The organism is Streptomyces sp. NPDC001728, from assembly GCF_040297565.1.
In the GTDB taxonomy this organism is placed as follows: domain Bacteria; phylum Actinomycetota; class Actinomycetes; order Streptomycetales; family Streptomycetaceae; genus Streptomyces.
Genome location: NZ_JBEOZK010000011.1, coordinates 21,909 through 47,089, shown reverse-complemented (window position 1 = coordinate 47,089; position 25,181 = coordinate 21,909). Strand labels below are relative to the sequence as shown.

At 72.6% G+C, this 25,181-nt stretch carries 24 protein-coding genes; 16 read left to right on the top strand and 8 right to left on the bottom strand.

Annotated elements, in window-relative coordinates:
• Nucleotides 1-62: 62 nt before the first annotated feature.
• On the top strand, nt 63-2,657 hold the full coding sequence (locus ABT154_RS18265; protein WP_351857851.1) for a helicase-associated domain-containing protein: 2,595 nt from the start codon (nt 63-65) through the stop codon (nt 2,655-2,657).
• Between the two features lie 200 nt (nt 2,658-2,857).
• Here the strand turns inward: ABT154_RS18265 and ABT154_RS18260 are convergent, their stop codons facing one another.
• Complete coding sequence (locus ABT154_RS18260) at nt 2,858-3,307, bottom strand: recombinase family protein (RefSeq protein ID WP_351857850.1); 450 nt, start codon at nt 3,305-3,307, stop codon at nt 2,858-2,860.
• Nucleotides 3,308-3,334: 27 nt separating this feature from the next.
• Here ABT154_RS18260 and ABT154_RS18255 point away from each other — a divergent pair, with 27 nt between their 5' ends.
• Nucleotides 3,335-4,972, top strand: a complete 1,638-nt coding sequence (locus ABT154_RS18255) for a DNA repair helicase XPB (protein WP_351857849.1) — start codon at nt 3,335-3,337, stop codon at nt 4,970-4,972.
• A gap of 39 nt (nt 4,973-5,011) precedes the next feature.
• On the opposite strand, the gene ABT154_RS18250 is transcribed toward ABT154_RS18255, so the two are convergent.
• Nucleotides 5,012-5,326: a hypothetical protein gene (locus tag ABT154_RS18250; protein ID WP_351857848.1), complete on the bottom strand. Its 315-nt coding sequence runs from the start codon at nt 5,324-5,326 to the stop codon at nt 5,012-5,014.
• A gap of 48 nt (nt 5,327-5,374) precedes the next feature.
• Complete coding sequence (locus ABT154_RS18245) at nt 5,375-5,563, bottom strand: hypothetical protein (RefSeq protein ID WP_351857847.1); 189 nt, start codon at nt 5,561-5,563, stop codon at nt 5,375-5,377.
• A gap of 201 nt (nt 5,564-5,764) precedes the next feature.
• On the opposite strand from ABT154_RS18245, the gene ABT154_RS18240 reads away from it, so the two are divergent.
• The 3 genes from ABT154_RS18240 to ABT154_RS18230 all read left to right on the top strand — a co-directional run bounded on the left by ABT154_RS18240 (nt 5,765) and on the right by ABT154_RS18230 (nt 8,991).
• Nucleotides 5,765-7,825, top strand: a complete 2,061-nt coding sequence (locus ABT154_RS18240; protein WP_502969537.1) for a HelD family protein — start codon at nt 5,765-5,767, stop codon at nt 7,823-7,825.
• Entirely contained in the window at nt 7,822-8,244 is a 423-nt protein-coding gene (locus tag ABT154_RS18235) for a VOC family protein (RefSeq protein WP_351857845.1), read from the top strand. The genes ABT154_RS18240 and ABT154_RS18235 overlap by 4 nt, the downstream gene beginning before the upstream one ends.
• Before the next feature lie 174 nt (nt 8,245-8,418).
• Nucleotides 8,419-8,991, top strand: a complete 573-nt coding sequence (locus ABT154_RS18230; RefSeq protein ID WP_351857844.1) for a dihydrofolate reductase family protein — start codon at nt 8,419-8,421, stop codon at nt 8,989-8,991.
• A gap of 16 nt (nt 8,992-9,007) precedes the next feature.
• Here ABT154_RS18230 and ABT154_RS18225 read toward each other — a convergent pair whose 3' ends face one another.
• The 3 genes from ABT154_RS18225 to ABT154_RS18215 form a co-directional block, all read right to left on the bottom strand.
• Complete coding sequence (locus tag ABT154_RS18225; RefSeq protein WP_351857843.1) at nt 9,008-9,913, bottom strand: aminoglycoside phosphotransferase family protein; 906 nt, start codon at nt 9,911-9,913, stop codon at nt 9,008-9,010.
• Between the two features lie 91 nt (nt 9,914-10,004).
• Entirely contained in the window at nt 10,005-10,694 is a 690-nt protein-coding gene (locus ABT154_RS18220) for a copper homeostasis protein CutC (protein ID WP_351857842.1), read from the bottom strand.
• Between the two features lie 51 nt (nt 10,695-10,745).
• A complete protein-coding gene (locus ABT154_RS18215; RefSeq protein WP_351857841.1) occupies nt 10,746-11,738 on the bottom strand; it encodes a DUF8832 domain-containing protein in 993 nt (330 codons plus the stop codon).
• A 217-nt stretch (nt 11,739-11,955) separates the two neighbouring features.
• Here ABT154_RS18215 and ABT154_RS18210 point away from each other — a divergent pair, with 217 nt between their 5' ends.
• The 3 genes from ABT154_RS18210 to ABT154_RS18200 all read left to right on the top strand — a co-directional run bounded on the left by ABT154_RS18210 (nt 11,956) and on the right by ABT154_RS18200 (nt 15,075).
• Complete coding sequence (locus ABT154_RS18210) at nt 11,956-12,240, top strand: heavy-metal-associated domain-containing protein (RefSeq protein ID WP_317877909.1); 285 nt, start codon at nt 11,956-11,958, stop codon at nt 12,238-12,240.
• Nucleotides 12,241-12,482: 242 nt separating this feature from the next.
• Nucleotides 12,483-14,747, top strand: coding sequence for a heavy metal translocating P-type ATPase (locus ABT154_RS18205; protein WP_351857840.1), 2,265 nt, complete (start codon nt 12,483-12,485; stop codon nt 14,745-14,747).
• Nucleotides 14,748-14,793: 46 nt separating this feature from the next.
• Nucleotides 14,794-15,075, top strand: coding sequence for a metal-sensitive transcriptional regulator (locus ABT154_RS18200; protein ID WP_015035316.1), 282 nt, complete (start codon nt 14,794-14,796; stop codon nt 15,073-15,075).
• Between the two features lie 86 nt (nt 15,076-15,161).
• Here the strand turns inward: ABT154_RS18200 and ABT154_RS18195 are convergent, their stop codons facing one another.
• A complete protein-coding gene (locus ABT154_RS18195; RefSeq protein ID WP_351857839.1) occupies nt 15,162-15,341 on the bottom strand; it encodes a hypothetical protein in 180 nt (59 codons plus the stop codon).
• Nucleotides 15,342-15,424: 83 nt separating this feature from the next.
• On the opposite strand from ABT154_RS18195, the gene ABT154_RS18190 reads away from it, so the two are divergent.
• The 8 genes from ABT154_RS18190 (at nt 15,425) to ABT154_RS18155 (ending at nt 23,039) form a co-directional block, all read left to right on the top strand.
• Nucleotides 15,425-15,841, top strand: a complete 417-nt coding sequence (locus tag ABT154_RS18190; RefSeq protein ID WP_351857838.1) for a BlaI/MecI/CopY family transcriptional regulator — start codon at nt 15,425-15,427, stop codon at nt 15,839-15,841.
• Nucleotides 15,838-16,746, top strand: a complete 909-nt coding sequence (locus ABT154_RS18185; protein ID WP_351857837.1) for a M56 family metallopeptidase — start codon at nt 15,838-15,840, stop codon at nt 16,744-16,746. Before ABT154_RS18190 ends, ABT154_RS18185 begins: the two co-directional genes overlap by 4 nt.
• A gap of 229 nt (nt 16,747-16,975) precedes the next feature.
• A complete protein-coding gene (locus ABT154_RS18180) occupies nt 16,976-17,344 on the top strand; it encodes a GNAT family N-acetyltransferase (RefSeq protein ID WP_351857836.1) in 369 nt (122 codons plus the stop codon).
• A gap of 172 nt (nt 17,345-17,516) precedes the next feature.
• Entirely contained in the window at nt 17,517-18,410 is an 894-nt protein-coding gene (locus tag ABT154_RS18175) for an SAM-dependent methyltransferase (RefSeq protein WP_351857835.1), read from the top strand.
• Between the two features lie 111 nt (nt 18,411-18,521).
• Complete coding sequence (locus ABT154_RS18170; protein WP_351857834.1) at nt 18,522-18,962, top strand: Fur family transcriptional regulator; 441 nt, start codon at nt 18,522-18,524, stop codon at nt 18,960-18,962.
• 123 nt (nt 18,963-19,085) lie between these two features.
• Entirely contained in the window at nt 19,086-20,099 is a 1,014-nt protein-coding gene (locus ABT154_RS18165; RefSeq protein WP_351857833.1) for a helix-turn-helix transcriptional regulator, read from the top strand.
• A 129-nt stretch (nt 20,100-20,228) separates the two neighbouring features.
• The gene (locus tag ABT154_RS18160; RefSeq protein ID WP_351857832.1) at nt 20,229-21,287 is read left to right on the top strand and encodes a helix-turn-helix transcriptional regulator; all 1,059 of its coding nucleotides are present in this window, start codon (nt 20,229-20,231) and stop codon (nt 21,285-21,287) included.
• A gap of 156 nt (nt 21,288-21,443) precedes the next feature.
• Entirely contained in the window at nt 21,444-23,039 is a 1,596-nt protein-coding gene (locus ABT154_RS18155) for a serine/threonine-protein kinase (RefSeq protein ID WP_351857831.1), read from the top strand.
• 776 nt (nt 23,040-23,815) lie between these two features.
• Here the strand turns inward: ABT154_RS18155 and mshA are convergent.
• Nucleotides 23,816-25,150, bottom strand: coding sequence for a D-inositol-3-phosphate glycosyltransferase (mshA, locus tag ABT154_RS18150; RefSeq protein ID WP_351858015.1), 1,335 nt, complete (start codon nt 25,148-25,150; stop codon nt 23,816-23,818).
• Between the last annotated feature and the right edge of the window lie 31 nt (nt 25,151-25,181).

Below are 25,181 nucleotides of genomic sequence, written 5' to 3'. Positions count from 1 at the left end.
CACGGCCGGTTCGCCCGGTACGGCCCGACGTTAGCGCCTGCGCAGCGGCTAACGTGGTCCGGATGGGGATCGGTGAGCTCGACCGGGAGGCGCACGTGCCCGAGGTAACTGGCGCCGCCGCGGCGCCCCGCACACTCGCCGAGGCGCTGCGCGCACGGGGCGACGAGGGGCTCGCCGCGCTGTTGCGGGCCCGGCCCGATCTGCTGGGCCCCGTACCGAACGATCTGACGCAGCTGGCGACGCGCGCCGGGACGCGGGGTTCGGTGGTGCGGGCCCTGGAGCGGCTCGACCGGTTCGCGCTCCAGACGGCGGAGGCGCTGGCGGTGGCGCCGGACCCGGCCCCGTACCCCGTACTCCTGGCCCTGCTCACCGGCGACGAGGGGGACGCGGCGATCGCGGCGGCGCTGCCGGGCGCGGTGGCGCTGCTGCGCGAGCAGGCGCTCGTGTGGGGCGAGGACGACCGGCTGCGGCTGGTGCGGACGGCGCGGGAGCTGCTGGCGCCTTCGGCGCAGCATCCGTCGCCGACGGGACTCGGGCCGACGGTGGCGGAGGCGACGGCGGGGATGTCGCCGGGCCGGGTGCAGGAGATCATCGGGACGGCGGGGCTCTCGGCGACGCACGATCCGGTGTCGGCGGTGCGGGTGTTGACGGAGTTGTTCACGGACCGGGACCGGATGAGCGCGCTGCTCGACACGGCGCCGCCGGACGCGCTGGCGGTCCTGGACCGGCTGGTGTGGGGTCCGCCGTACGGCGAGGTGACGGCGAAGCCGGCGCGGCCGGTGCAGTGGCTGCGGGACCGGGGGCTGCTGCTGCCGGTGTCGGCGCGGACGATGGTGCTGCCGCGTGAGGTGGCGCTGCATCTGCGGGGCGGGCGGGCGCACCGGGCGCCGGAGCCGCTGGCGCCGGAGCTGCGGGTGCAGCGCGAGTACCGCCCACAGGTTGTGGACAGCGCGGCGGCCGGGCAGGCGCAGCTGGCGCTCGCGACGGTCGAGGAGCTGCTGAAGTCCTGGGACCGGGGCGGGCCGCAGGTGCTGCGGGCGGGCGGTCTTTCGGTACGGGATCTGCGGCGGACGGCGGCGACGCTCGACGTCACGGAGGAGACGGCGGCGTTCTGGCTGGAGCTCTGTTACGCGGCGGGGCTGCTGGCCTCGGACGGTGAGGCGGACGAGCGGTACGCGCCGACGCCGGTGTACGACGACTGGCTCGACCTGCCGCCGGCGGAGCGCTGGTCGCTGCTGGTGGCGCCGTGGCTGACGGCGACCCGTACGGCGGGCCTCGTCGGCGGGCAGGACGCGAAGGGTCGGGCGCTCTCGGCGCTCGGGCCCGAGCTGGACCGGGCGCCGGCGCCGGAGGTCCGGCACCGGGTGCTGGTGCTGCTGGCGACGCTGCCGCCGGGGTCGGCGGCGGACCCGGAGTCGCTGTTCGCGCGGCTCCGGTGGGAACGGCCGCTGCGGGGTGCGGCGCAGGGCGGCCGTCCGGTGGAGCAGGCGGCGGGCGCGGGAGCGGGACCCGGCGGGGCGGGTGTGTCCGCCGTACCGCCGCCGGCGCCCGGCGATCTGCGGTCCCGGCTCGCCCGCTGGACGCTGGCGGAGGCGGAGCTGCTGGGGCTCACCGGGCGGGGCGCCCTGTCGGGGCCCGCGCGGGCGCTGCTGAACCTGCCGCTCGCGGAGGCGGCGACGGACGCCGAGCCGGGCGGCGGGGTCGAGCTGTCGGTGGCGGCCGGGCGGGCGGCGACGCTGCTCGCGCCGCTGCTGCCGGAGGCGGTCGACCACGTACTCCTCCAGGCGGACCTGACGGCGGTGGCGCCGGGGCCGCTGCGACGGCCGCTGGGCGACGCGCTCGCGGTGCTCGCGGACGTGGAGTCGAAGGGTGGTGCGACGGTCTACCGGTTCACGCCGGGATCGGTGCGCCGGGCGCTCGACTCGGGGCGGACGGCGTCCGACCTGCACGAGTTCCTGAAGGCGCACTCCCGTACGCCGGTGCCGCAGCCGCTCGCGTACCTGATCGACGACGTGGCGAGACGTCACGGCCATCTGCGGGTGGGGGCGGCGTCGGCGTACGTCCGCTGCGACGACGACACGGTCCTCGGGGAGATCCTGGCCGACCGGCGATCGGCGGCACTGGGCCTGCGGAGGCTGGCGCCGACGGTGCTCGCGGCGCAGACGGACCCGGCGTCGCTGCTCGACGGGCTGCGCTCGATGGGCTACGCGCCGGCGGCGGAGTCGGCGGCGGGCGACGTACTGATCACCAGGGCGGACGCGTACCGGACGGGCGCGCGGACGGCCCCGGTACCGGTCCCGGACGGCCCGCCGGCCCCGGACGCGACGCTGCTGGGCGCGGCGGTACGGGCGATCCGGGCGGGCGACCGGGCGGCGACGGCGGTACGCAAGGAACCGGCGGCCCCCACGGCGGCGGGCGCGCTGCCCCGCACCTCGGCGGCGGAGACGCTGGCGACGGTCCAGGCGGCGGCGATGACGGGCTCGGCGGTCTGGATCGGCTACGTGAACGCGGAGGGCGCGGCGAGCCAGCGGGTGATCGCCCCGGTCCGGGTGGAGGGCGGCTTCGTGACGGGCTACGACCACACGGCGGACGAGGTCCGCACGTACCCGCTGCACAGGATCACGGGCGTGGCGGAACTGGCGGACGACCAGGTGTGAGGGCGGTCCGGGCCTGATCCGAGCCCGCCCCTGATCCGGAGGCCGGGTCTCAGGTCCTCGGGCTGACGAGAGCCGCCGGGCCGGCCTCCATCGGGAACGGCTTCTCGATCAGTGTCGTCCGCCCCGCCTCGGCGACGGTCCGCTCCACGTAGCGGCCGTCCTGAAGCTCGCAGACGACCAGCGTCGGCGCGGGCTCAAGCTCAAGGCGCCGCCATGGCGCGCCCCATGGACGACGTGAGGTCCAGGGGTTCGCTCGCGGACGCCAGAGCCACACTCTCCGCCTGAGTGACCTTCATGATCTCCGCGAAGTCCACCGTGGACCGGGCCAAGCGGTCAATCTTGAAGAACACGATCGCGTCGAACTCGGCAAGGTGGGACAGGATCCGTTGCAGCCCCGGACGGTCGAGGCCGCGCGAGTAGCCGGACACGTCGATGTCCTCTTCGACGGATATGACCTTCCACCCTCTGGCCTGGCACAACGCCTCGCACGCCGCCCGCTGACGCTCCGGCGAGGTAGACTCTTCTGTTTCCCGCGAAAGGCGGACATAGATGGCCGCGCGCATTCCCGACGCGTCGGCCGGAACGCCCTTCGGGCGACGGGCGCGGGGCATGGCCCTGGCCGTGACAGGCGCAGATGTGGCGTCTGTCACACGAGGATCCTATCGCTGGAGGTATGTGTGTCCTGCCTGATCGTCCAGAGTGACAAGACGCTGCTCCTGGAGGTCGACCACGAGCTCGCAGAGGCGTGTCGGCGGGTCATCGCGCCCTTCGCCGAGCTGGAGCGGGCTCCTGAGCACATTCACACCTACCGGGTGACGCCCCTCGGGCTGTGGAACGCGCGGGCCGCCGGGCACGATGCCGAGCAGGTCGTCGACGCGCTCGTCGAGTACTCCCGCTACCCCGTGCCGCACGCCCTGCTCGTCGACATCGCCGAGACCATGGCCCGCTACGGGCGGCTCACCCTGTCCAAGCACCCCACCCACGGGCTCGTCCTGACCAGCACCGACCGGCCGGTGCTTGAGGAGATCCTGCGGTCGCGGAAGGTGCAGCCGCTCGTCGGGGAGCGGATCGACGCCGACACCGTCGTCGTGCACCCCTCCGAGCGCGGGCAGATCAAGCAGACGCTGCTCAAGCTGGGCTGGCCCGCCGAGGACCTCGCCGGGTACGTCGACGGCGAGGCCCACCGGATCGATCTGGCCGAGGACGGCTGGTCCCTGCGGCCCTACCAGAAGCAGGCCGTCGAGGGCTTCTGGCACGGTGGCTCCGGCGTGGTCGTCCTGCCCTGCGGCGCCGGGAAGACGCTGGTCGGAGCCGGTGCGATGGCCCAGGCCAAGGCGACCACCCTGATCCTCGTGACCAACACCGTCTCCGCCCGCCAGTGGAAGAGCGAGCTGGTGAAGCGGACCTCGCTGACCGAGGACGAGATCGGCGAGTACAGCGGTACGAAGAAGGAGATCCGGCCGGTCACCATCGCCACCTACCAGGTGCTCACCACCAGGCGGAAGGGCATCTACCCCCACCTGGAGCTCTTCGACTCCCGCGACTGGGGACTGATCGTCTACGACGAGGTCCATCTGCTTCCCGCGCCCGTCTTCAAGTTCACCGCCGACCTCCAGGCCCGGCGGCGGCTCGGGCTGACCGCCACCCTCGTCCGCGAGGACGGGCGCGAGTCCGACGTCTTCTCGCTCATCGGGCCCAAGCGGTTCGACGCGCCCTGGAAGGAGATCGAGGCGCAGGGCTACATCGCGCCCGCCGACTGCGTCGAGGTCCGGGTCAACCTGACCGACTCCGAGCGGCTCGCCTACGCGACCGCCGAGGCCGAGGAGAAGTACCGCTTCTGCGCCACCACGGCGACCAAGCGGAAGGTCACCGAGGCACTGGTGAAGAAGTTCGAGGGACAGCAGATCCTCGTCATCGGCCAGTACATCGACCAGCTCGACGAGCTGGGCGAGCACCTCGACGCCCCCGTCATCAAGGGCGAGACCCCGAACGCCCAGCGCGAGAAGCTCTTCGACGCCTTCCGCACCGGCGAGATCAGCGTCCTCGTGGTGTCGAAGGTCGCCAACTTCTCCATCGACCTGCCCGAGGCCACCGTCGCCATCCAGGTGTCCGGCACCTTCGGCTCCCGCCAGGAGGAGGCGCAGCGCCTCGGCCGCGTGCTCCGGCCGAAGGCCGACGGCCACCAGGCGCACTTCTACTCGGTCGTCGCCCGCGACACCATCGACCAGGACTTCGCCGCGCACCGGCAGCGGTTCCTGGCCGAGCAGGGGTACGCGTACCGCATCGTCGACGCGGACGAGCTGCTCGCGCCGTAGCGGTGCTGGTCCGTCCCGTACGGGGCCGGCCTCGCGCGCTCAGTCCATCAGCGCGAGGAACGGGCCCGCGATCCCCAGGGCGTACTCGGCGACCACCAGGCCCTTACGGGGGTTGATCAGGGCCGCCGCGCCCGTGGCGGCGCCCAGGCCCACGGCCCAGAAGCCGGCCGCCATGAAGCCGTCGTCGGCGCCGTCTCCGTCGACGGCGTCGAGGAGCCCCAGGGCGCCCGTGACCACCAGGCACACCGCGAGGAAGAGGAATCCGCCGACGGCGGTGAAGCGGAGGGCGCGGGTGCCGGCGACCGGGGTGCCGGTGGTCGCCGTGTCGGCGGTCGCGGTGGGCTTCGTCGTCATGCCGCGATCACATCAGCGCTCCCCCGGCGCCCACAGCCGTACGCGTACTCAGTCCGGGCCCGGGGCGTACTCAGGTCGTGGGTTCCTGACGCCGGACTCCGGTGGGCCGTAGTCGCCGAGGAGGGCGACTACGACCGCCGCGCCGCCGAAAGCGCGTATCGCGCGCAGCGCCGTGCCCAGGGCGTGGACGCGGGGGCGGGGGACGGTGGTCACGAGAGTGAAGGTCGTCGCGGTCATGCCTCCATCATCGAATCCGGACATTAAGAACACATCGCCCTGGGGGTGGAATCGGGGTCCCCCTCACGTCGGACCCCTTCCCCTAGGGGTCCCGGGGGCGGAAGCGTGGTTCGCCGGGACCTCCGCCCGGCGTTACACTTCTCGGCTTCCCCGCTTCCCGTTCGTGGAGCGCCGCCGTCCGGTCGGAAACCGGCGGCCACCTTGTCGTGTCCGCGTATCCGCCTGCCCGGAGGCCTCACTGTGTCCGCATCCGATCCGCTCGCGCGTGAGCGCGCCCATCTGGCCTCGTCCCGCGCCGCCCTGCGCGCGATGCGCGAGGACGTGGAGGCGCTCGACATCAAGGACGTCACGGCGAACTGGGTGAACTCCCTCGTCCTCGGCCGGCAGATCGAGGACCGGATCAAGGCGCTGGCCGACCTCTCCCACACGCCGCTGTTCTTCGGGCGGCTCGACTACCTGCACACCACGCAGGAGGGCCAGCGCTTCTACATCGGGCGGCGGCACGTCCACGACGCCAACGGCGACCCGATGGTGATCGACTGGCGCGCGCCGGTCTCGCAGCCGTACTACCAGGCCTCGCGGAAGGACCCGCAGGACGTCGGCCTGCGGCGCCGTTTCGGCTACACGGGCGGCGAGCTCACCGCGTACGAGGACGAGCACCTCTCCGACCCGGACGAGCTGGAGCGGACCAGCCGGCTGCTCCAGACCGAGATCGAGCGGCCCCGCGTCGGGCCCATGCGCGACATCGTCGCCACGATCCAGCCGGAGCAGGACGGGATCGTCCGCTCCGACCTGTCGGGGACGGTCTGCGTGCAGGGAGGCCCCGGCACCGGCAAGACGGCCGTCGGCCTGCACCGTGTCGCGTACCTCCTCTACGCGCACCGGGAGCGGCTCGCCCGCACCGGCACCCTGGTCATCGGGCCGAACCGGTCCTTCCTCCAGTACATCGAGCAGGTGCTGCCCGCCCTCGGCGAGCTGGAGGTGAAGCAGGCGACCGTCGACGACCTCGTCGCGCACGTCGAGGTGCGGGGGACGGACGAGGCGGCGACGGCGGTCGTCAAGGGCGACGCCCGGATGGCGGAGCTGCTGCGCCGGGCGCTGCGCTCGCACGTGGCGCTGCCGAAGGAGCCCCTGATGGTGGTGCGCGGCTCGCGCCGCTGGCGGGTGCCCGCGTACGAGGTCGAGGAGATGGTGCGGGAGCTGCTGGACCGGGACATCCGGTACGGGGCCGCCCACGAGGCGCTGCCGCAGCGCATCGCGCACGCCGTCCTGGTCCGAATGGAGGAGGCGGGCGAGGCGCCCGACGACCGGGTGCAGAACGCCGTCGCCCGGAACCCGGCGGTGAAGGCGGTCGTCAAGGAGTGCTGGCCGGCGGTGGATCCCGCGAAGCTGGTGCTGCGGCTGCTGGGCGACGCGGAGTTCCTGGCGGAGCACGCCGAGGGGCTGTTCACCGGGGACGAGCAGAAGCTGCTGCTGTGGGCGAAGCCCGCGCGCAGCGTGAAGACGGCGAAGTGGTCGGCGGCGGACGCGGTCCTCGTCGACGAGGCGCGGGACCTGGTGGAGCGGACGCACTCGCTCGGGCATGTGGTCCTCGACGAGGCGCAGGACCTGTCACCGATGCAGTACCGGGCGGTGGGCCGGCGCTGCACGACCGGCTCGGCGACGGTCCTCGGCGACCTGGCGCAGGGCACGACGCCCTGGGCGACGGAGAGCTGGGCGCAGGCGCTGGGGCATCTGGGGAAGCCGGAGGCGCTGGTGGAGGAGCTGACGGCCGGTTTCCGTGTGCCGCGCGAGGTGATCGCGTACGCCTCGCGGCTGCTTCCGTTCATGTCGCCGGGGCTCGCGGCGGTCGAGTCGGTGCGGGAGAACCCCGGTGCGCTGGAGGTGCGGCACACGGACGCGCTGGACGCGGAGGTCGTCGCGGCCTGCGCCGAGGCGCTGGCGCACGAGGGCTCGATCGGTCTGATCGCCGCCGACGCGCGGATCGCGCCGCTCGCGGAGGCGCTGACGGCCGCCGGTCTCGCGTACCTCTCCCCCGGTGAGGAGACGACCGCCGAGTCCCGGCTGACGCTGGTGCCGGCCTCGCTCGCGAAGGGTCTGGAGTACGACTACGTGGTCCTGGACGAGCCGGCGGCGGTCGTCGACGGCGAACCGGACGAGCGGACGGGCCTGCGGCGGCTGTACGTGGCGCTGACGCGTGCGGTGTCGGGGCTGGCGGTCGTTCACCGCGCCCCCGTTCCGCACCAGTTGGGCGCGCTGTGAGCGGCACGGGGCCCGCGCCGGGCGCCGTCGGGTCCCTGCATCACGTCGAGGTGTGGGTGGGGGACCTGGAGCACGCGGAGGAGAGCTTCGGGTGGCTGCTCGGCGCGCTCGGGTACGCGGCGTTCCAGCGGTGGGAGGGCGGCCGGAGCTGGGCGCTCGGCTCCTGCTATCTGGTCGTCGAGCGGTCGTCCGCCCGTACGTCGGACCGGCACGACCGGCTGCGGCCCGGCCTGAACCACCTGGCGTTCCACGCCGGGGACCGGGCCGCCGTCGACGCGCTGGCCGCCGAGGCGCCGGCGCACGGCTGGCGGCTGCTGTTCGCGGACCGGCACCCGTACGCCGGGGGCGAGGGGGTCTACGCGGCCTATCTGGAGAACGCCGACGGGTTCGAGGTGGAACTCGTCGCCGATCCGGCGTGACCCGACCTCGGACACGACCTCGGACACGATCTCGGACACGATCTCGGACACGGCCTCGGACACGGCCTCGGACACGGCCTCGGACACGACCGATGAGTTTCGGCGTACTCCCCCGTCTATAAGTTGTAGCCGGTGCTGCCGAGCACCGGACACGAACCTCACGGGAGACTCCAGATGCGCACCCTGATCAGCACCGCCTTCGTCTCGCTCGACGGTGTCGTGGAGGCTCCCGGCGGCGAGACCGGCTACCGCAACGCGGGCTGGACCTTCAAGGACATGGAGTTCCTGCCGGAGGCGTACGCACTCAAGGGCCAGGAGCAGCAGGAGGCCACCGCGATGCTGCTCGGGCGGGCCAGCTACGAGGCGTTCAGCGCGGTCTGGCCCGACATGGAGGACTTCGCGGACTACAAGGCGATGCCGAAGTACGTGGTGTCGACCACGCTCACGGAAGACGACCTCGTGGACGACTGGGGCGAGATCACGATCCTGCGCTCGCTCGACGAGGTCGCCGCGCTGAAGGAGACCGAGGGCGGGCCGATCATCATGCACGGCAGCGCGTCGCTGGGCCGCTCGCTCTCGGACGCCGGGCTGATCGACCGGTACAACCTGCTGGTCTTCCCGCTGCTCCTCGGCGCGGGCAAGCGGCTGTTCAGCGCGACGGACAAGGACACCCAGAAGCTGAAGCTGGTCGAGCACGAGGTGTACGCGAACGGCATGCAGAAGAACGTCTTCGACGTCGTCCGCTGACCCCTGACGGGGCGGGTCAGAGCTTCGCGTACTCGGCGAGGGCCTCGGTGCGGGTGCGGCGGGCGACCGCCGCCAGCACCGGGTTCGTGTCGCGGTAGTACTGCTCGGTGACCAGGCCCCAGGCGAGCGCCCAGCCCCGCCCGCGCTCCCAGGTCGCGTCGTCGACGCGGGCCGCCTCCCGGAAGAGGGGGCGGGTGTCGGCGGTGAACAGCGTCCAGGCGGGCATCGTGTCGCAGGCGGGGTCGCCCGTGCCGAGGCCGCCGAAGTCGATGACGGCGCTGAGCCGGCCGGCGCGGCCGAGCAGGTTGCCGGGGAGCAGGTCGCCGTGCACCCAGACGGGGGCGCCGTCCCACTGGGGGAGCCGGAGGACCGCCTCCCAGGAGGCGGTCGCGAGGTCCGCGTCGACCAGGCCGTCGGCGGCGAGGCCCCGGACGGCCCACGGCAGCTGTCCCTCCTCCCAGGAGGTGACCGGGCCGCCCCGGAAGGACGTGGGCCCGTCGCCCGCGTCGACGGCGCGCAGGGCGGCGCCGAAGCGGCCGAGCTCGACGGCCGCGTGGGCGAGGTCGGTGAGCGGGACGTCGTACGTGTCGTCCCCGTCGAGCCAGCGGTAGACCGACCAGGGCATCGGGAACGCGTCGCTCGGCTCGGCGCGGCCCACCGGGACCGGGACGTCCAGCGGCAGGTGCGGGGCGAGCAGGGGCAGCCAGCGCTGTTCCTTCTCGACGTGCCGGGCGGCGTACGCGACCCGGGGCAGCCGGACGACGAGGTCGTCACCGAGCCGGAACATCACGTTGTCCGTACCGGCGGAGCGCACGGCACGGACGGGGAGCCCGGCCCACTCGGGGAACCGGGCGGCGACGAGCCGTTCGACGAGTGCGGTGTCGGGGGTCGGGCCGTCGGTTCCTCGCGCGGTCGCTGCCATGCGGGGAGGTTAACGACCGGTGGGGGGCCGGGGCGAGGAGTTTTCGACGGCGGGAGCACCCACCGCATCACGCCCCCGCCCCTGGCCCCGTCTACGCGTCCACCGCCTCCCGCCATGTCCGTACCGCGTCCGCCGACACCGGGGCCGCCCAGCCCCGGGGGCGGGCCGCGCCGCCGATGTGGAAGGCGTCGAGGCCCGCCGCGCGGAGTTCGGGGAGGTGGTCGAGGCGGAGGCCGCCGCCGACGAGGATCCGCGCCTCGTAACCGGGCTCGCCCGCGCGGGCCGCCTCGGCCTTGAGCGTGGCGAGGCCGTCGTCGACGCCGGTCGCGGCGCCGGCGGTGAGGTAGGTGTCGAGGCCGGGCAGGTCGGCGAGGCGCTTGCGGAGGCCGTCGCGGTCGGCGGCGCGGTCGATCGCCCGGTGGAAGGTCCAGCGGGCGCCGTCGAGGGCGGCGAGGAGGCGCTCGACGGCCACGAGGTCGGGCTCGCCGTCGGGGGTGAGGAAGCCGAGGACGAACTCGTCCGCCCCGGCCTCGCGCAGTTCCAGGGCCCGCCCGGCCAGTGCGTCGACGTCGCCGGCCGCGAATCCGTCGGTGAGACGGAGCATCACGCGCAGCGGGATGTCGACGGCGGCGCGGATCGCGGCGAAACCGGTCCGGGACGGGGTGAGTCCGTCCGCCGCCATGTCGGTGACGAGTTCGAGCCGGTCGGCGCCACCGGTCTGGGCAGCGACCGCGTCTTCCTCGTCGAGGGCGATCACCTCAAGGACTGCACGGTTGCTCATCGAGCCCATTCCTCCATGAATGACGGCTATAGGTCTAGTCCAATGACCAGACTAGCCGTGTGCGTGTCCTCCCGCATCGTGCGTGGCCTCGGAGGCCGCCGGAGCGGGCGCCTGCGCGGGCGCCTTCCCGTTCGCGCCCGCAGTCACCGTGAAGGCCGCCGTCCGCACCTTGCCCTGGTGCTGGAAGTCCAGGAACAGACGGTACGTGCCCGCGCTCGGCGCTGTCGCCGTGAAGGAGACGTCGGGACCGGGGCCGCCCTCGTTCGGGTGCACGTGGAGGTAGGCGAGGTCGCCGTCGCGGAGGGCGACGAGGTGACCGTACGCCCCGAGGTACGGCTCCAGGTCGGTGACCGGCTTCCCGCCCTTGGTGACGGTGAGCCGCAGTTCGCCGGCCTTGCCGGGGTTCAGGGTGCCGCCGAGGCGGACCTGGTAGCCGTCGACGGCGGCGGTCGGCGCGATGGCGGGCAGCGGCTTCGGCGCGTACGCCCCGGGGACGGAGAGGTCGGCGCCGAGCGTGACGCCCTTGGCGCCGGGCGCGGCGGGCTTGAAGTCGGCGAAGGCCTTGTAGCCACCGGCGGCGGGCAGGTCGACGGGGGTCGTCCAGGTGCCGTCGGCCGCCTTCACGGGGTGCAGGTGGCGGAAGGTGTTGAGGTCGCGCGAGGCGACGATGAAGTGCAGTTCCTTGCCGTGCTCGGTGGTGAAGGCGGTGACCTTCCTGCCGGCCGCGTCCTTGACGGAGAACTTCAGGACGCTGCGGCCCGGGGTGGTGACGGGAGTCTCCAGGGCGAGGGTGTAGCCGCCGTCGGAGACCTGGAGGCCGCCGGGGAGGTTCGCGGCGGAGGCGTCGGCGGGCGCGGCCTCCTCGTGTCCGGCGTGGCCGCCTGCGGCGGGGCCCTCGGTGGCGGCGGGCGCGGACGCGTGGTCGCCGTGCTCGGCCTTCGTGGGCTCCTCGACGGGGCCGACGCCCTTGCCCACCCCGTACGCGGCCCCGAAGGTCGCGGCGAGCGCGGCGGCGTAGGCAGTGATCTTCACTCCGGTGTTCATGGCTGCTCTCCCGTACGTGGGTGGGGTGGGTGACCGTGCGGCGCGCCGCGCCGTGTGGGGGCGTGTCGCGCTGTCCGATGCACTTCACCATACCCCTGGGGGGTATCAAGTCAAGTCGGGGAACGGCTTGCGTCGGATACGGGAGGGGGGTATACATGGACTCACAACCGAATACCCCCCGAGGGTATCGGACCGGGAATCGACCGAGGAGGAAGCCATGGGCTCCTGCTGCACCCCCGACAACAGCTGCTCGACCACGGAGGCCACCGCCGTCGCGGTCGCCGACAGCACCGTCACGGTCTACGCCGTCTCCGGCATGACCTGCGGGCACTGCAGGACCGCGATCACCAAGTCCGTCAGCGCGCTGGACGGCGTCCTCGCCGTCGAGGTCGACGTGGACGGCGGCCTGGTGACCGTGACCACGGGCGGCGAGCCCGACGACGCCGCGATCACCGCGGCGGTCGACGACGCGGGCTACGAGCTCACCGGCCGCGCCGCCTGACCGAACAGCCCCCTCGGCCGCCGGGGCCCGCCCACCACGCCCGGGCCCCGGCCCCCGACACCCCGCACACGAGGGCTTCCGCCACCGGGACCGGCGAGTGAGCCGAAAGGGCGCGCCGGGGGAACGGAACCGAGCGCGCGGAGCCTCCCGAGGAACGAGGGAGGCGAGCACGGTCGGGGCCGTGAGCCCGGCACCAGCGCCCCAGAGGCGGACCGAGCCCTGAAAAAAGAGGAGCAGGAGCTATGACAACGACGACACCGGGCACCGCCCAGGTCGAGCTCGCCATCGGCGGCATGACCTGCGCCTCGTGTGCGGCCCGTATCGAGAAGAAGCTCAACCGGATGGACGGGGTCGAGGCCACCGTCAACTACGCCACCGAGAAGGCGAAGGTCACCTTCGACGCCGACATCGACGTCGCCGCGCTGATCGCCACCGTCGAGGCCACCGGCTACACCGCCGCCGAGCCGCAGCCCGAGCGCCCCGCGAGCGGCGGCGAGGAGGGCCCGACCGACGAGGAGAAGGCCGACGAGGAGCTGCGGCCCCTCAAGCAGCGGCTGATCACCGCCGCCACGCTCGCCGTGCCGGTCATCGCGATGGCGATGGTCCCGGCGCTCCAGATCGAGTACTGGCAGTGGCTGAGCCTCACGCTCGCCGCGCCGGTCGTCGTCTACGCCGCCTGGCCCTTCCACAAGGCCGCCTGGACCAACGCCAAGCACGGCGCGGCCACCATGGACACCCTGATCTCGGTCGGCACGATCGCCGCGTTCCTGTGGTCCCTGTGGGCGCTGTTCTTCGGTACGGCCGGCACGCCGGGGATGACCCACCCGTTCGAGTTCACGATCGCCCGTACCGACGGCGCCGGGAACATCTACCTGGAGGCCGCGGCCGGCGTCACCGCCTTCATCCTCGCGGGCCGCTACTTCGAGGCCCGTTCGAAGCGCAAGGCGGGCGCCGCGCTCAAGGCGCTGATGCAGCTGGGCGCCAAGGAGGTGACCGTCCTCAGGAACGGCCAGGAGGTCACCGTACCGACGGCCGACCTACAGGTCGGGGACCGTTTCCTGGTCCGTCCCGGCGAGAAGATCGCCACCGACGGCACGGTCGTCGAGGGTTCGTCCGCCGTGGACGCCTCCATGCTCACCGGCGAGTCCGTCCCGGTCGAGGTCTCCGTCGGCGACTCCGTGACCGGCGCCACCCTGAACGCCGGCGGCCGGCTGGTCGTCGAGGCCACCCGCGTCGGCTCCGACACCCAGCTCGCCCGGATGGCGAAGCTCGTCGAGGACGCGCAGAACGGCAAGGCCGCCGCCCAGCGCCTCGCCGACCGGATCTCGGCCGTCTTCGTCCCGATCGTCATCGCGCTCGCCCTCGGCACCCTCGGCTTCTGGCTGGGTACGGGGCAGGGCCTGACCGCCGCCTTCACCGCCGCCGTCGCCGTACTGATCATCGCCTGCCCCTGCGCCCTGGGCCTGGCCACCCCGACCGCCCTCATGGTCGGCACCGGCCGCGGCGCCCAGCTCGGCATCCTGATCAAGGGGCCCGAGGTCCTGGAGACCACCCGCAAGGTCGACACGATCGTCCTCGACAAGACCGGCACCGTCACCACCGGCCGGATGACCCTCATCAAGGTCCACACCGCCGAGGGCGTCGACGAGAAGGACGTCCTGCGGCTCGCGGGCGCCCTGGAGCACTCCTCGGAGCACCCGATCGCGCAGGCCGTCGCCACCGGCGCCGCCGCCAAGGTGGGGACGCTCCCGACCCCCGAGGACTTCGCCAACATCCCCGGTCTGGGTGTGCAGGGCGTCGTCGAGGGCCACGCCGTCCTGGTCGGCCGCGAGAAGCTGCTCGACGAGTGGGCCATGGCGCTCCCCGCGGACCTCAAGTCCGCGAAGGACGCCGCCGAGAAGACCGGCAAGACCGCCATCGCGGTGGCCTGGGACGGCGAGGCCCGTGCGGTCCTGGAGGTCGCCGACGCCGTCAAGGAGACCAGCGCGGAGGCCATCCGGCGGCTGCGCGGTCTGGGGCTGACGCCGATCCTGCTCACGGGTGACAACAAGGCGGTCGCGGAGGCCGTCGCCGCCGAGGTCGGCATCGACGAGGTCATCGCGGAGGTCATGCCGCAGGACAAGGTCGACGTCGTCAAGAAGCTCCAGGCGGAGGGCCGTTCGGTCGCCATGGTCGGCGACGGCGTCAACGACGCCGCCGCGCTCGCCCAGGCCGACCTGGGTCTGGCGATGGGCACCGGCACGGACGCCGCCATCGAGGCCGGCGACCTGACCCTCGTACGGGGTGACCTGCGGGCCGCGGCCGACGCGATCAGGCTCTCCCGCAAGACGCTCGGCACGATCCGCTCGAACCTGTTCTGGGCCTTCGCCTACAACGTGGCGGCCCTGCCGCTCGCGGCGGCCGGACTGCTCAACCCGATGATCGCGGGCGCGGCGATGGCCTTCTCCTCGGTCTTCGTGGTCGGCAACAGCCTCCGTCTGCGGGGCTTCCAGGCCGCCGACCGCTGACGAACGTCCTTCCCTCCCTCCCCCTCCCCTCCCCGAGGAGCCCGTCGTGGCCGGTTACGGACAGCACAAGGAAGACATCATCAGACGCCTGCGCCGCATCGAGGGTCAGGTCAGGGGGGTGCAGCGGATGGTCGACGAGGACGTCTACTGCATCGACGTCCTCACCCAGGTCTCCGCGATCAACGCGGCCCTCCAGTCCTGCGCGGTGGCCCTGCTGGACGAGCACCTCAGCTGCTGCGTCACGGAGGCCATCGCCCAGGGCGGGGACCAGGCGAAGGTGAAGGTGGGCGAGGCCTCGAAGGCCATCGCCCGGCTGATCCGGACCTAGCGCCCGGGTCAGGGCCCCTGTCCAGGGCCCTGACAGGGTCCTGGACAGGACCGACAGGAGAACCCGTAAGAGGCCCCCGGGGGAGATCAGCCGCTCTTGCGTGAAGGGCAGTCGGCGGACAGCGTGAGACTCAGCCGGAGACAGAGGCCGAGCAGCTGCCGGAGGAGCACCAGCTCCACCGATCCGGGGAGACCGGAGTCGCAGACCTTCGCGCAGGGGCGGTTCTTCGTAGGGGTCGCCAGAAGGGTCTTCATGAGGGTCGACATCCTGCCACTGTACCCCTGGGGGGTATACCTGAGCGGGGGAAGCGGCCCGTACGATGAGCCGCCCGTAGGGGGAGGGGATGCACGTGCGCCGGCTGGGAGAGCTGGAGGCCGAGATCATGGACCGACTGTGGGCCTGGCAGCGGCCCGCCACGGTCCGCGAGATCGTCGACGACATCAACCGGGAACGACGGGTCGCGTACACGACCGTCATGACCGTCGCGGACATCCTGCACCGCAAGGGCTGGCTCCGCCGGGAGAAGGCCGGCCGGGCCTGGCTGTACGAGCCCGTCCGCAGCCGCGAGGAGTACACGGCCGGACTGATGCGGGACGCCCTCGGCGACAGCCAGGACCGCCCGGCGGCCCTGCTCCGCTTCGTCGAGGTCATCTCGGAAGAGGACGTGGACGCCCTCGACGCGGCCCTCCGCGCGGCCCGCGGCGACCAGCAACCACCCCCGCACCCGCACCACCATCCGCGTCCAGGGGACGGGGGCGGCGTGTGAACCACCACATCCTCGTCCCGCTCGGGCTCGTCCTGCTCACCGGCGGCCTGGTCCCCTGGCTGGTGGCCCGGTCCCGCTGGGCCCAGCAGGCACCCAGGCTCGCCCTGACGGTCTGGGCCGCGTGCGGGGCCGTCTTCGCGGGGGCGACCGCCCTGATCCCCGCCCAGCTGGTCCTTTCGGCCGGGAGCAGTCACCGGCTGGCCGACATGTTCTTCACCCTCGAACCGCCCACGCTCGCTCAGGTCATGAACCTCGACGGGCGTGAGCGGTTCGCTTTTTCGCTCTCCCTGCTCGTCCTGGCGCTGCCCGCCGGCGCGTTCGCCCGCCGCCTCGCCGGGGCCCGCCGGGCGCGGCTGCGGCACGCCGGGGTGCTGCGGCTGGTCGGACGGTACGACCCCGCCCTGCACGCCACCGTCCTCGACGACGAACGACCCGCCGTCTACTGCCTGCCCGGCCGCACGCGCCGGGTCGTGGTCTCCTCGGGCGCGCTGCGCGCCCTCACCCCGGCCCAGCTGGCGGCGGCCCTCGCGCACGAGCGGGCGCACATCGCCGGGCGCCACCACCTGCTGGTCGCGGCGGCGGAGGCCTTCGCGGCGGTCTTCGCGCGCCTTCCGCTCGCCCGGTACGGCGGTCCCGCCGTACCGCTGCTGCTCGAAATGGCGGCGGACGACCGGGCATTGCGCCGGTGTACGCGGGACGCGCTGGCCACCGCTCTGTACGCGCTGGCCTCGGGGCGGGCACCGCGGTCGGCATTTGCCGCGGGGGGCCCTTCGGCGGCGGTGCGGATGCGGCGGATCCTCACTCCGCACAGCGCCGGACATCCCGTTCTGCTCGGCCTGTTGACCATCGCTTCGGCGGCACTGGCGATGGCACCCTTGATCGTCGCCTGCTGTTCGTTCCCCTGATAACCGCCCTATTTACTAAGCGAATTCGTAGATTTCGCATCGGTCACGGACAACTGAATTCCCCGCTATTGTGGGTATGTTGGGGCTCACGCTCGGCACGTCGAAGGGTACAAAACCAATGCAGCTGGCTGGCGTTCGGACGGCCGCGGCCGGCGATGCGACGACGATATCCAGGCTGCTTGCCGACGCCATTCGGAGCAGCTACGCGGGAATCCTTGACGAAATCCCTATGCGACGGCTGATCTCCGCGCAGTGCGCACTCCCCCGCATACGAGCGGAAATTGAAATTCCGGGGGGCGCGCCCGGCTGGCTCGGCTGGCTCGTCGCGACCGACACGGAGGGCGCGATCGTCGGAGCGGCGGCCGGCGGGGTCCCCGTACCGGGCGAGGGCGAGGTGTACGCCCTGGCCGTGGCGGACGGCTCCCGGCGCCGGGGCGTGGGTACGGCCCTGATGGCGGCGGCCACCCAGCGGATGCGCGATTTCGGCGCCCGCGACCAGCGCGTGGAGCTGCCGGCGGAGTCCGACCCGGCGCTTCCGTTCTACCGGCACCTGGGTTTCGCGGCCCTCTCCCCCAGGCGCTGGAGCCGCGCACTCTGAGCCGCGCGCTCCGAGCCGGAGGCGTGGCAGATCCACGCCATCGCGTGTTCACGCAGCCCGATCCGGTGGATCGGGGCTCCCTCCCCAGGTCAGGATGGGCCCAGCGGCGCGGTCCCGGCGGCACGGGTACCTCGTCCGGACGGCATGGACCGAGCGAGCCCCTGGAGGAGCGATGCACACACCGAGCGGCACTTCCCTGCCCGTCGTGCCCGCAGCGCTCGCGCCGGTCCTGCCGTCCCGATACGGCCGGGAGCGCGAGCCCGCCCCCGGGGCCGGCGTCCGGGTCACCTCGGACGCCCTGCCCGGACTCGAATCCGTCTCCCCCGCCGACGAGGCGTCCGTGTGGCTGCACGACGCCCTGCTCGGCCCGCACAGCGCGGACATCGTCCGGTATCTCAGCCTCGCCCGCTCCACCGGCGGACCCGTTCTGGACCTCGGCTCCGGCGCCGGGCGGCTCGCCGTCCCGTTCGCCCGGCACGGCTTCGCCGTGGAAGCCGTGGACCGGGACGCCTCGGCCCTTGAGCGCCTCGAAGGCTGGGCCCGCCGGATCGGCCCACAGGTGGCCGGCCTGGTCATGACCCACCGGGCGGACCTCACCGAGCTGCGGCTCGACGGCAGTTACCGGCTCGCGCTGCTCGCGGGCGCCATGGTCACCGCCGTGCCCCCGGCGCGGCGGCCCGGGCTGCTGCGGGAGGTCGCCGGGCATCTGGAGGCGGGCGGGGCGCTGGCCCTGGACTACACGGCGCACCAGCTGCCGGGGCTGATCGCGGAGCCGCGGCGGACCTGGGCGTTCCAGGTGCCGCGGTTCGACGGGATCGACGAGTGGGTGGTGGCCCGGCAGGTCTTCGACCTGCCGTCGATGAGCGAGCGGATCACGTACTACACGGCCAGGACCGGCAAGCTCTCCACGGAGCGGGTGGTGCTCACCACCGACAAGTGGATCGTGGACCCCGAGCGGCTCGCGGCCGAGCTGCACTCGGCGGGGCTGCACATCGAGGGCCGGCGGCGGCACCGGATCGACGAGCGGACCGAGTCCGTCCTGCTCGTGTGCCGGGCGGACGACTGACCGGGGGCGGCGGAGCACCTGAGGAGGTGGACGCGCACGCCTGACGAGGTTGACGAGCAAGAGGTACGATGCACACAAAAGTTTGGGCCGACCAGGTGGCGGGCGGAGAAGATGGCAGTCGTGGAAGAGCTGACGGGCCGCGAGGCGGTGATCCAGCGCCTGCGTGACGTCGGGCTGCGGGTCACGGGCCCGCGCCTGGAGGTGCTCACGGTGCTCGCCGCCGGTGGCCATCTCGACGTCGAGGCGATCACGACGACCGCCCGGAAGCGGCTCGGCACGCTGACCAGCCAGGCCGTGTACGAGATGCTGCGGCACTTCCAGGAGACGGGCCTGGTCGGCAAGTTCGACCGGCCGGGCCTGCCCGCGGTCTTCGAGATCTCGGGTCCCGCGCACCAGCACGCCCTGTGCACGGTCTGCGGCCGGGTGGAGAACGTGTCGGCGCCCGCGCCGGTGCCGCCCCGCGGCGCCCTGCCGGAGTGGCGGGTGGACGACGCGGAGATCGTCTTCAAGGGGCTGTGCCCCGATTGCCGGGCAAGCGCCCCCACTGCCTGAGCCGGGTCCAACTCCGTGCGCGTCGTTCGAATGTGTGGCAGGGTCTAGCGGGGCGATTCAACGGGTCCGGGTGGACCGAGGGGAGTCTGCTGCGCAGTGTCCAGAAATACCGCCGTTCCGCGTGTGGGTGGCGATCAGGCTCTCGCCGTCTACCAGGAACTCCGCATCCACCCGGATGCCACGTTCGACGAGGTCGCGGACCGTTTCGAGCTTTCCGCCGAGGAGCGGGAGCGCTGCCGGGGCGAACTCGCCGCACTGGGACTGACCGAGGCCGGGGAGCCGGCCGGATCCGGGGCGTCCCCGGCGCCCGTCGTCGTCGATCCCGATGTCGCCCTGCTGCGGCTGCTGCGCCGGGAGCGCGACCGGCTCCAGGAACGCCTTGCCGCGACCAGCCGTACGCACACCGCTCTCGAAGCCCTCGCCGGGCCGTTCCTGCAGGCCGGAGCCACGCCCCGGGCCGAGGTGGAGGTCGAGATCGTCGACGCTCCCGACCGGGTCCTGCGGAGTCTCGCGGAGCTGACGGAAACCGTCCGGACGGCCGCGCACTTCATGCACACCGGCTCCGTCCGCCGCGAGGAGATGGGCGGTGAGCTGGACCGGGACCGGCGTTGGGCCGAGCGGGGCGTGCGGGTCCGCGCCATGTACAGCCGCCGGGCCGCCTCGGTGCCGGAGATGGCCCAGCACCTGGAGGAGCGCGCCGCGGTGGGCGTGGAGATCCGGCTGTCCTCGGTGGTGCCGATGAACATGGTGCTGGCCGACGAGAACTTCGCGATGCTCCCGACCGATCCGTACGAGCCCTCGTCCCCGTCGATCCTCGCCCGCGGTCCGGGCCTGGTCCGGTCCTATGTGGCGCTGTACGAGTACTGCTGGACGGCGGCGGCCCCGTACGGCCAGGAGGATCCGGCGGAGAAGGGCTGCGACGGGCTCTCGGAGCAGCAGCGGACGGCGCTGCTGATGCTCGCCTCCGGAATCAAGGACGAGCAGATCGCCCGTAATCTCGGGGTCTCGCTGCGGACGGTCAGCCGTCTTCTGTCCGAGGTGATGCAGGAGTTGGGGGCGGCGAGCCGCTTCGAGGCGGGCGTGAAGGCGGCGCGGCTCGGGCTGCTGGACAGCGAGGGTAACGATCGCGGGCTGTGAGGACGGGGGGCTCCCCGGAGGAGTTCGGATGACGCACGATGGGTGCGAGACCAGGCATGACGGACCCCTCCTGGCCGTATGACAGGGTGAAGGCGGGGGCGACTCGAGGGAACAGGGGGTCACTTCGCCATGATCACCAGCGGCGGCGGTACGGGAGCGCGGCGGTCACCCGATCCTGTGGTGGACCTCTATCAGGAGTTACGCAGGCGAGGGGTGTCCCGGCTGCGCGAGGTCGGGGCCGAACTGCGGCTCGCGCCGGAGGAGTACGAGCGATGTAGGGACGAACTGACGTCCCTCGGGCTGATCGTGCCGACGAATCCCGCCCAGCACGGGGCCCGGGGGGAGTTCGACGGCGCCGCGGGGCAGCAGGACGGAGACACGGTCGCCGTGATCGACCCGGAGATCGCCATGCTCCGGCTGCTGCACCGCGAGCGGGAGCAGCTGCGGGTCCATCTGGACGAGGCGGACCAGGCGTACAGCACGCTGGAGACGCTGGCGGGGTCCTATCTGCGGGCCGGATCGCTGACGCGCTCGGACGCCGATGTGGAGATGCTCAGCGACTACCGGCGGATCCAGCAGGTGCTCGAGGACATCACGGACGTCATCCAGCACGGTCTGGCGTCGATGCACACGACCTCGCTGAACCGCGAGGTGGGTGAGCGGGTGCTGAGCCGGGACCGGCGGCAGATCGAGAACGGGGTGCGCGTCCGCGCCATGTACAGCGAGCGGGTCTGCGTCTCGCCCGAGGTGCGGATGCATCTGGGGCGCCGGGTCGAGGCGGGGGTCGAGGTGCGGATCGCGACGGACGTGCCGATGCCGCTGATCATCGCGGACGCGCAGTTCGCGGTGGTCCCGGTGGATCCGGCGAAGCCGGCGGCGGGCGCGGTGCTGGCCCGGGGCCCGGCCCTGGTCCGCTCGTATCTCGCGCTGTACGAGCACTGCTGGCACACCGCCTCGCCGTACGGGGACGCCTCCGCGCCCGAGCAGGGCGGTGACGGTCTCTCCGAGCAGCAGCGGGCGGCGCTGAGCATGCTCGCGTCCGGGATGAAGGACGAGAAGATCGCGCGTGGGCTCGGGGTGTCGCTGCGGACGGTGAGCCGGATGCTCTCCGAACTCATGCAGGACATGGGGGCGACGAGCCGTTTCGAGGCCGGGGTGCGCGCCTACCGGCTGGGCTGGGTGGACTGAGCCTTTTCCAGAACGCTGACGCGTGGTGAAGGACGAGGACGGCCCGGACGATCGCGGTGATGCGGTTGGAAAAGGCTCAGTGGTATGGCGCCCTGTCAGCTCAAATAGAGTGACGGCCGTTGGCGTGCGAGGTGGGGCGGACCAGGGCGGGCAGACATGCGCAGCGACAGGGTGAAGCAATCGCAGCCGGAGCGCCGTTTCGGGCCGTTCACGGTGCTCGGGGAATTGGCCAGTGGCGGGATGGGGAGGGTGTATCTGGCGGCGTCCGCAGGCGGGCGGACGGTCGCGGTGAAGACGTTGCTGGCCGACGACACGAGCGGTGTCGTCGCCCAGGCGGACCGGCGCCGCTTCGCCCGCGAGGTGGCGCTCGCGCAGCGTGTGCAGGGGGTCTACACCGCGAGTGTGGTCGCTGCGGACGCGCAGGCGCCGATGCCGTGGATGGCCACGGAATACATTGCGGCCCCTTCCCTGCGAGACCTGGTGGCGAGTTGCGGAACCTTACAACCGCAGGCCTTGTACTGGGTCGCCGCGGGTACCGCGGAGGCACTGGTGAGTATCCATGCCGCAGGGCTGGTGCACCGTGATGTGAAGCCGTCGAACGTTCTGCTTCCCATCGACGGCCCCCGGGTCATCGACTTCGGGATCTCCCATGCCATCGACATGACGAGGACGCAGGCCGTGCTGGGTACGGTCGCGTTCGCCGCGCCCGAGCAGGCGCAGGGGCAGGCCACCACACCCGCCTCGGATGTCTTCTCGCTGGGCGCCACGCTGTTCTATCTGGCAGTCGGCCGGGCCCCGTACCGGGACGGCGGCTCGGGCCCGGCGATGGAGCAACTGGTGCGGGCTGCGACCGGCGACCTCGACGTGTCCGGGCTGACGCCCGAACTCCACGCCCTGGTCCTGCCGTGTTTGGCACTCGACCCCGCTCACCGCCCGACGCCGGCCCAGATCCTGGAGGACTGTGCAGGGCAGTTGCGGCGCCGGCCGGCCGGCCGGGGCGGCAGGCATTGGCTGGACCCGGCCTGGACCAGCGAGATCGAACGGTATGGCGAGCGTCGGTCGCGGGAGGTGGAAGACGCGCGGCAACGGGTGGACCCGGACGCGGTGACTGGGCCGGTAGGAGCACCCCAGCGCACCACTGTGCTGCCACCCTCGCCCCAGCACGAGGACGCGCCGCTCGGCCGGCGGGGCAGGCGGGGACGCCTATGGGCCCTCGGTTCGGGGGCAGCAGTGGTCGTCGTAGTGGGGGCGCTGCTGCTCTGGCAGCCCTGGCAGGGCGGCGGGCCGACCCTCGTGGCGCCGGACGAGCCGGTGGGCTTCTACGTCGTGGACAGCAAGGCCGACGGCGTGTGCTCCACCGATCCCCAAGCCCAGCCCGTGCGCGCTCCCGGTACCGAACCGGCACGGTCCTACACCGCGGACGACCGCAGCGCGTGCGTCACCGTCACTGCGCAGGGCGGCCTGCGGGTGAGGAAGCTGGACGGCGTCCGCACCTTCGAGGACTCCCAAGGAGGTCGGGACTGGATCGTCGAGGTCACCCTCAACAGCCAGGACGCCGCCCAGTTCTCCGATCTGACCGGGCAGGTCGCGGGCCAGCCGCAGCCACACAACGAGATCGCCATCGTCATGGGCAACCGGATGCTCGCCAACCCCGTCATCACGCAGCGCTTGGCAGGCCGCACCATCCAGATCGCCACCCACCTCACCACAGCGCAAGCCCGGATCCTGGCCGAAGCACTCGGTGCCCGCTGACCCTACGATGGTGTCAACGTTTTCGGGCTACTTGACACCAGCTGGTCAAGTCTCTTGACACCTGCTCCGACTTTTCAGTCATCCCTGATGCGTGCCACTGGGAACGGCCTCGTGAGGACCGTTCTCGTCCTTCACCAGGCTTCAACCTGAGCTCGGAAGAGGCTCACTGACCGACATCCCGATGGCCCGATGGCCCGCGAAGCCAACACCCCACGGCCGGCGGTGAATTGCTTCGGGGACGGAAAGAGAAAACGAAAGGCTCCGCGGCCGCCCTGAAAGGGAGGCCGCGGAGCCTTTTACCCGACGGCGCTCAATTGGCAGGAATCGGCGCCGGGGAGACACGGTCCCACTCGTTCCCATTGGACGGGGTGGGCGTGGGGGTGGGGGTCACGGGCGCGGTGCCGTCCGTTCCTTCGGCCACCACATGCTGGGAAGCGGCCGAGGCCGTTTCCGGGGCCGTCACGAGCGCCGCACCGCCCGCGACGGAGAGACAGGCAGCCGCGGCGACCGCGAACTGACGGACGATCTTACGCATCCCCGTGGCACGCTCAGCAGACATGATTCCTCCAGGAAGTGGAATGTGAATTCGGTCCTCCGGGGGCCCGTGCCGCCGGGCGTTCCCTGAAGACATCTCCATTCTGTCCCGGCCCCGTAATCGAATCCAGGGATTGTCTCTGCGTGGACCCGCCATGGCGCGGATGCGTCAATGTGCCATCCGTACAACGGAATTGAAGGATCCTGGGCGTCCCATATCTTTGGTCGAACCAAAAGAGATGCTAGACTTGTGCTACGGCCTTCTCGTTCCTCCAGGAGAGAGGGGCCGTCGGGGCAGGGGCGTGCCGCCGCCCTTGCCCCACCACCCCGAGCACGGCCGGCCGGCGCGTCTCCGCGAGCGCCCCCCGGTACACCTCGACGGTCCGCGCGGCGGAAGCGCGCCAGCTCATCCCGCGCGCATGACGGACCGCCGCCTCCCCCATCGTCCCCACCACCTCCGGGTGCTCCGCGAGCCACCGCAGCCGCCGCGCGTACTCCACCGGGTCGTGACCGCGCACCAGCATCCCCGTCACCCCGTCCCACACCGCCGTGGGCAGCCCGCCCACCGCCGCCGCGAGCACCGGCGTCCCGCAGGCCTGCGCCTCCAGCGCCACCAGCCCGAACGACTCGCTGCGCGAGGGCACCACCAGGACGTCCGCCGCCCGGTACCAGTCGGCCAGCAGCTCCTGCCGTACGGGAGGGAAGGACCGCAGCACATCGGTCACCCCCAGCTCCGCGGCGAGCTGCCAGGCCGTCCCCTCGCGGGTCGCGCCCGAGTGGCCACCGACCACCGGAACCAGCAGCCGACGGCGCAACTCCGGAGCTTCCCGCAGCAGTTCGGCGATCGCCCGCACAAGCACGTCCGGGCCCTTGAGGGGCTGTATACGGCCGGCGTAGAGCGGCACGAACGCCCCGGCGGGCAGCCCGAGCCTGGCCCGCGCGGCGGCCCGCCCTCCCCCGGAGCCTTCGGCCTGGGAGGTGCCCCCAGCCGGATGGAAGGTCCGCAGGTCGACCCCCGGGCGGACCACCTCGGTACGCGACACCTCGGCCCCGTACAAGGTGCGCAGCGCCTCCGCCTCGTCGGCCGTGTTGGCGATCAGCCGGTCGGCGGCGGACACCACCTGGTGCTCGCCCCTGACCCGTAGCTCCGGCTCGGGGGTGTCACCGGCGGCGAGGGAGCCGTTCTTCACCCGGGCCAGGGTGTGGGCGGTGTGCACCAGCGGGATGCGCCAGCCGACCGAGGCGATCCTGCCCGCCTGCCCGGAGAGCCAGTAATGCGAGTGGACCAGGTCGTAGCGCCGCTCCTCCTTGAGCAGGGCGAGGGAGAACGGCACCACCAGATCGGGCATGGCCTCCTTGGGCAGTGCCTCGCGCGGACCGGCGTGCAGATGCCGGACCCGTACGCCGGGGGCGAGTTCGACGAGCGGGGGCGCGCCCTCGCCCCGGCAGCGGGTGAACAGGTCGACCTCCACGCCCTGTTCGGCGAGGGCGCGGGACAGCTCGACCATGTAGACGTTCATCCCGCCGGCGTCCCCCGTCCCGGGCTGGTGGAGCGGGGAGGTGTGGACGCTGAGCATGGCGACGCGCAGGGACACGTGGGGCTCCTGA

Bases quoted from the DNA above. Each gene is read 5' to 3' on its own strand.
- ABT154_RS18155 (WP_351857831.1), top strand. From the start codon at position 21,444: ATGCGCAGCGACAGGGTGAAGCAATCGCAGCCGGAGCGCCGTTTCGGG.
- mshA (WP_351858015.1), bottom strand. From the start codon at position 25,150: ATGCTCAGCGTCCACACCTCCCCGCTCCACCAGCCCGGGACGGGGGAC.
- ABT154_RS18215 (WP_351857841.1), bottom strand. From the start codon at position 11,738: ATGAACACCGGAGTGAAGATCACTGCCTACGCCGCCGCGCTCGCCGCG.
- ABT154_RS18160 (WP_351857832.1), top strand. From the start codon at position 20,229: ATGATCACCAGCGGCGGCGGTACGGGAGCGCGGCGGTCACCCGATCCT.
- ABT154_RS18265 (WP_351857851.1), top strand. From the start codon at position 63: ATGGGGATCGGTGAGCTCGACCGGGAGGCGCACGTGCCCGAGGTAACT.
- ABT154_RS18220 (WP_351857842.1), bottom strand. From the start codon at position 10,694: ATGAGCAACCGTGCAGTCCTTGAGGTGATCGCCCTCGACGAGGAAGAC.
- ABT154_RS18245 (WP_351857847.1), bottom strand. From the start codon at position 5,563: ATGACCGCGACGACCTTCACTCTCGTGACCACCGTCCCCCGCCCCCGC.
- ABT154_RS18230 (WP_351857844.1), top strand. From the start codon at position 8,419: ATGCGCACCCTGATCAGCACCGCCTTCGTCTCGCTCGACGGTGTCGTG.
- ABT154_RS18205 (WP_351857840.1), top strand. From the start codon at position 12,483: ATGACAACGACGACACCGGGCACCGCCCAGGTCGAGCTCGCCATCGGC.
- ABT154_RS18170 (WP_351857834.1), top strand. From the start codon at position 18,522: ATGGCAGTCGTGGAAGAGCTGACGGGCCGCGAGGCGGTGATCCAGCGC.
- ABT154_RS18250 (WP_351857848.1), bottom strand. From the start codon at position 5,326: ATGACGACGAAGCCCACCGCGACCGCCGACACGGCGACCACCGGCACC.
- ABT154_RS18225 (WP_351857843.1), bottom strand. From the start codon at position 9,913: ATGGCAGCGACCGCGCGAGGAACCGACGGCCCGACCCCCGACACCGCA.
- ABT154_RS18180 (WP_351857836.1), top strand. From the start codon at position 16,976: ATGCGACGGCTGATCTCCGCGCAGTGCGCACTCCCCCGCATACGAGCG.
- ABT154_RS18210 (WP_317877909.1), top strand. From the start codon at position 11,956: ATGGGCTCCTGCTGCACCCCCGACAACAGCTGCTCGACCACGGAGGCC.
- ABT154_RS18175 (WP_351857835.1), top strand. From the start codon at position 17,517: ATGCACACACCGAGCGGCACTTCCCTGCCCGTCGTGCCCGCAGCGCTC.
- ABT154_RS18195 (WP_351857839.1), bottom strand. From the start codon at position 15,341: ATGTCGACCCTCATGAAGACCCTTCTGGCGACCCCTACGAAGAACCGC.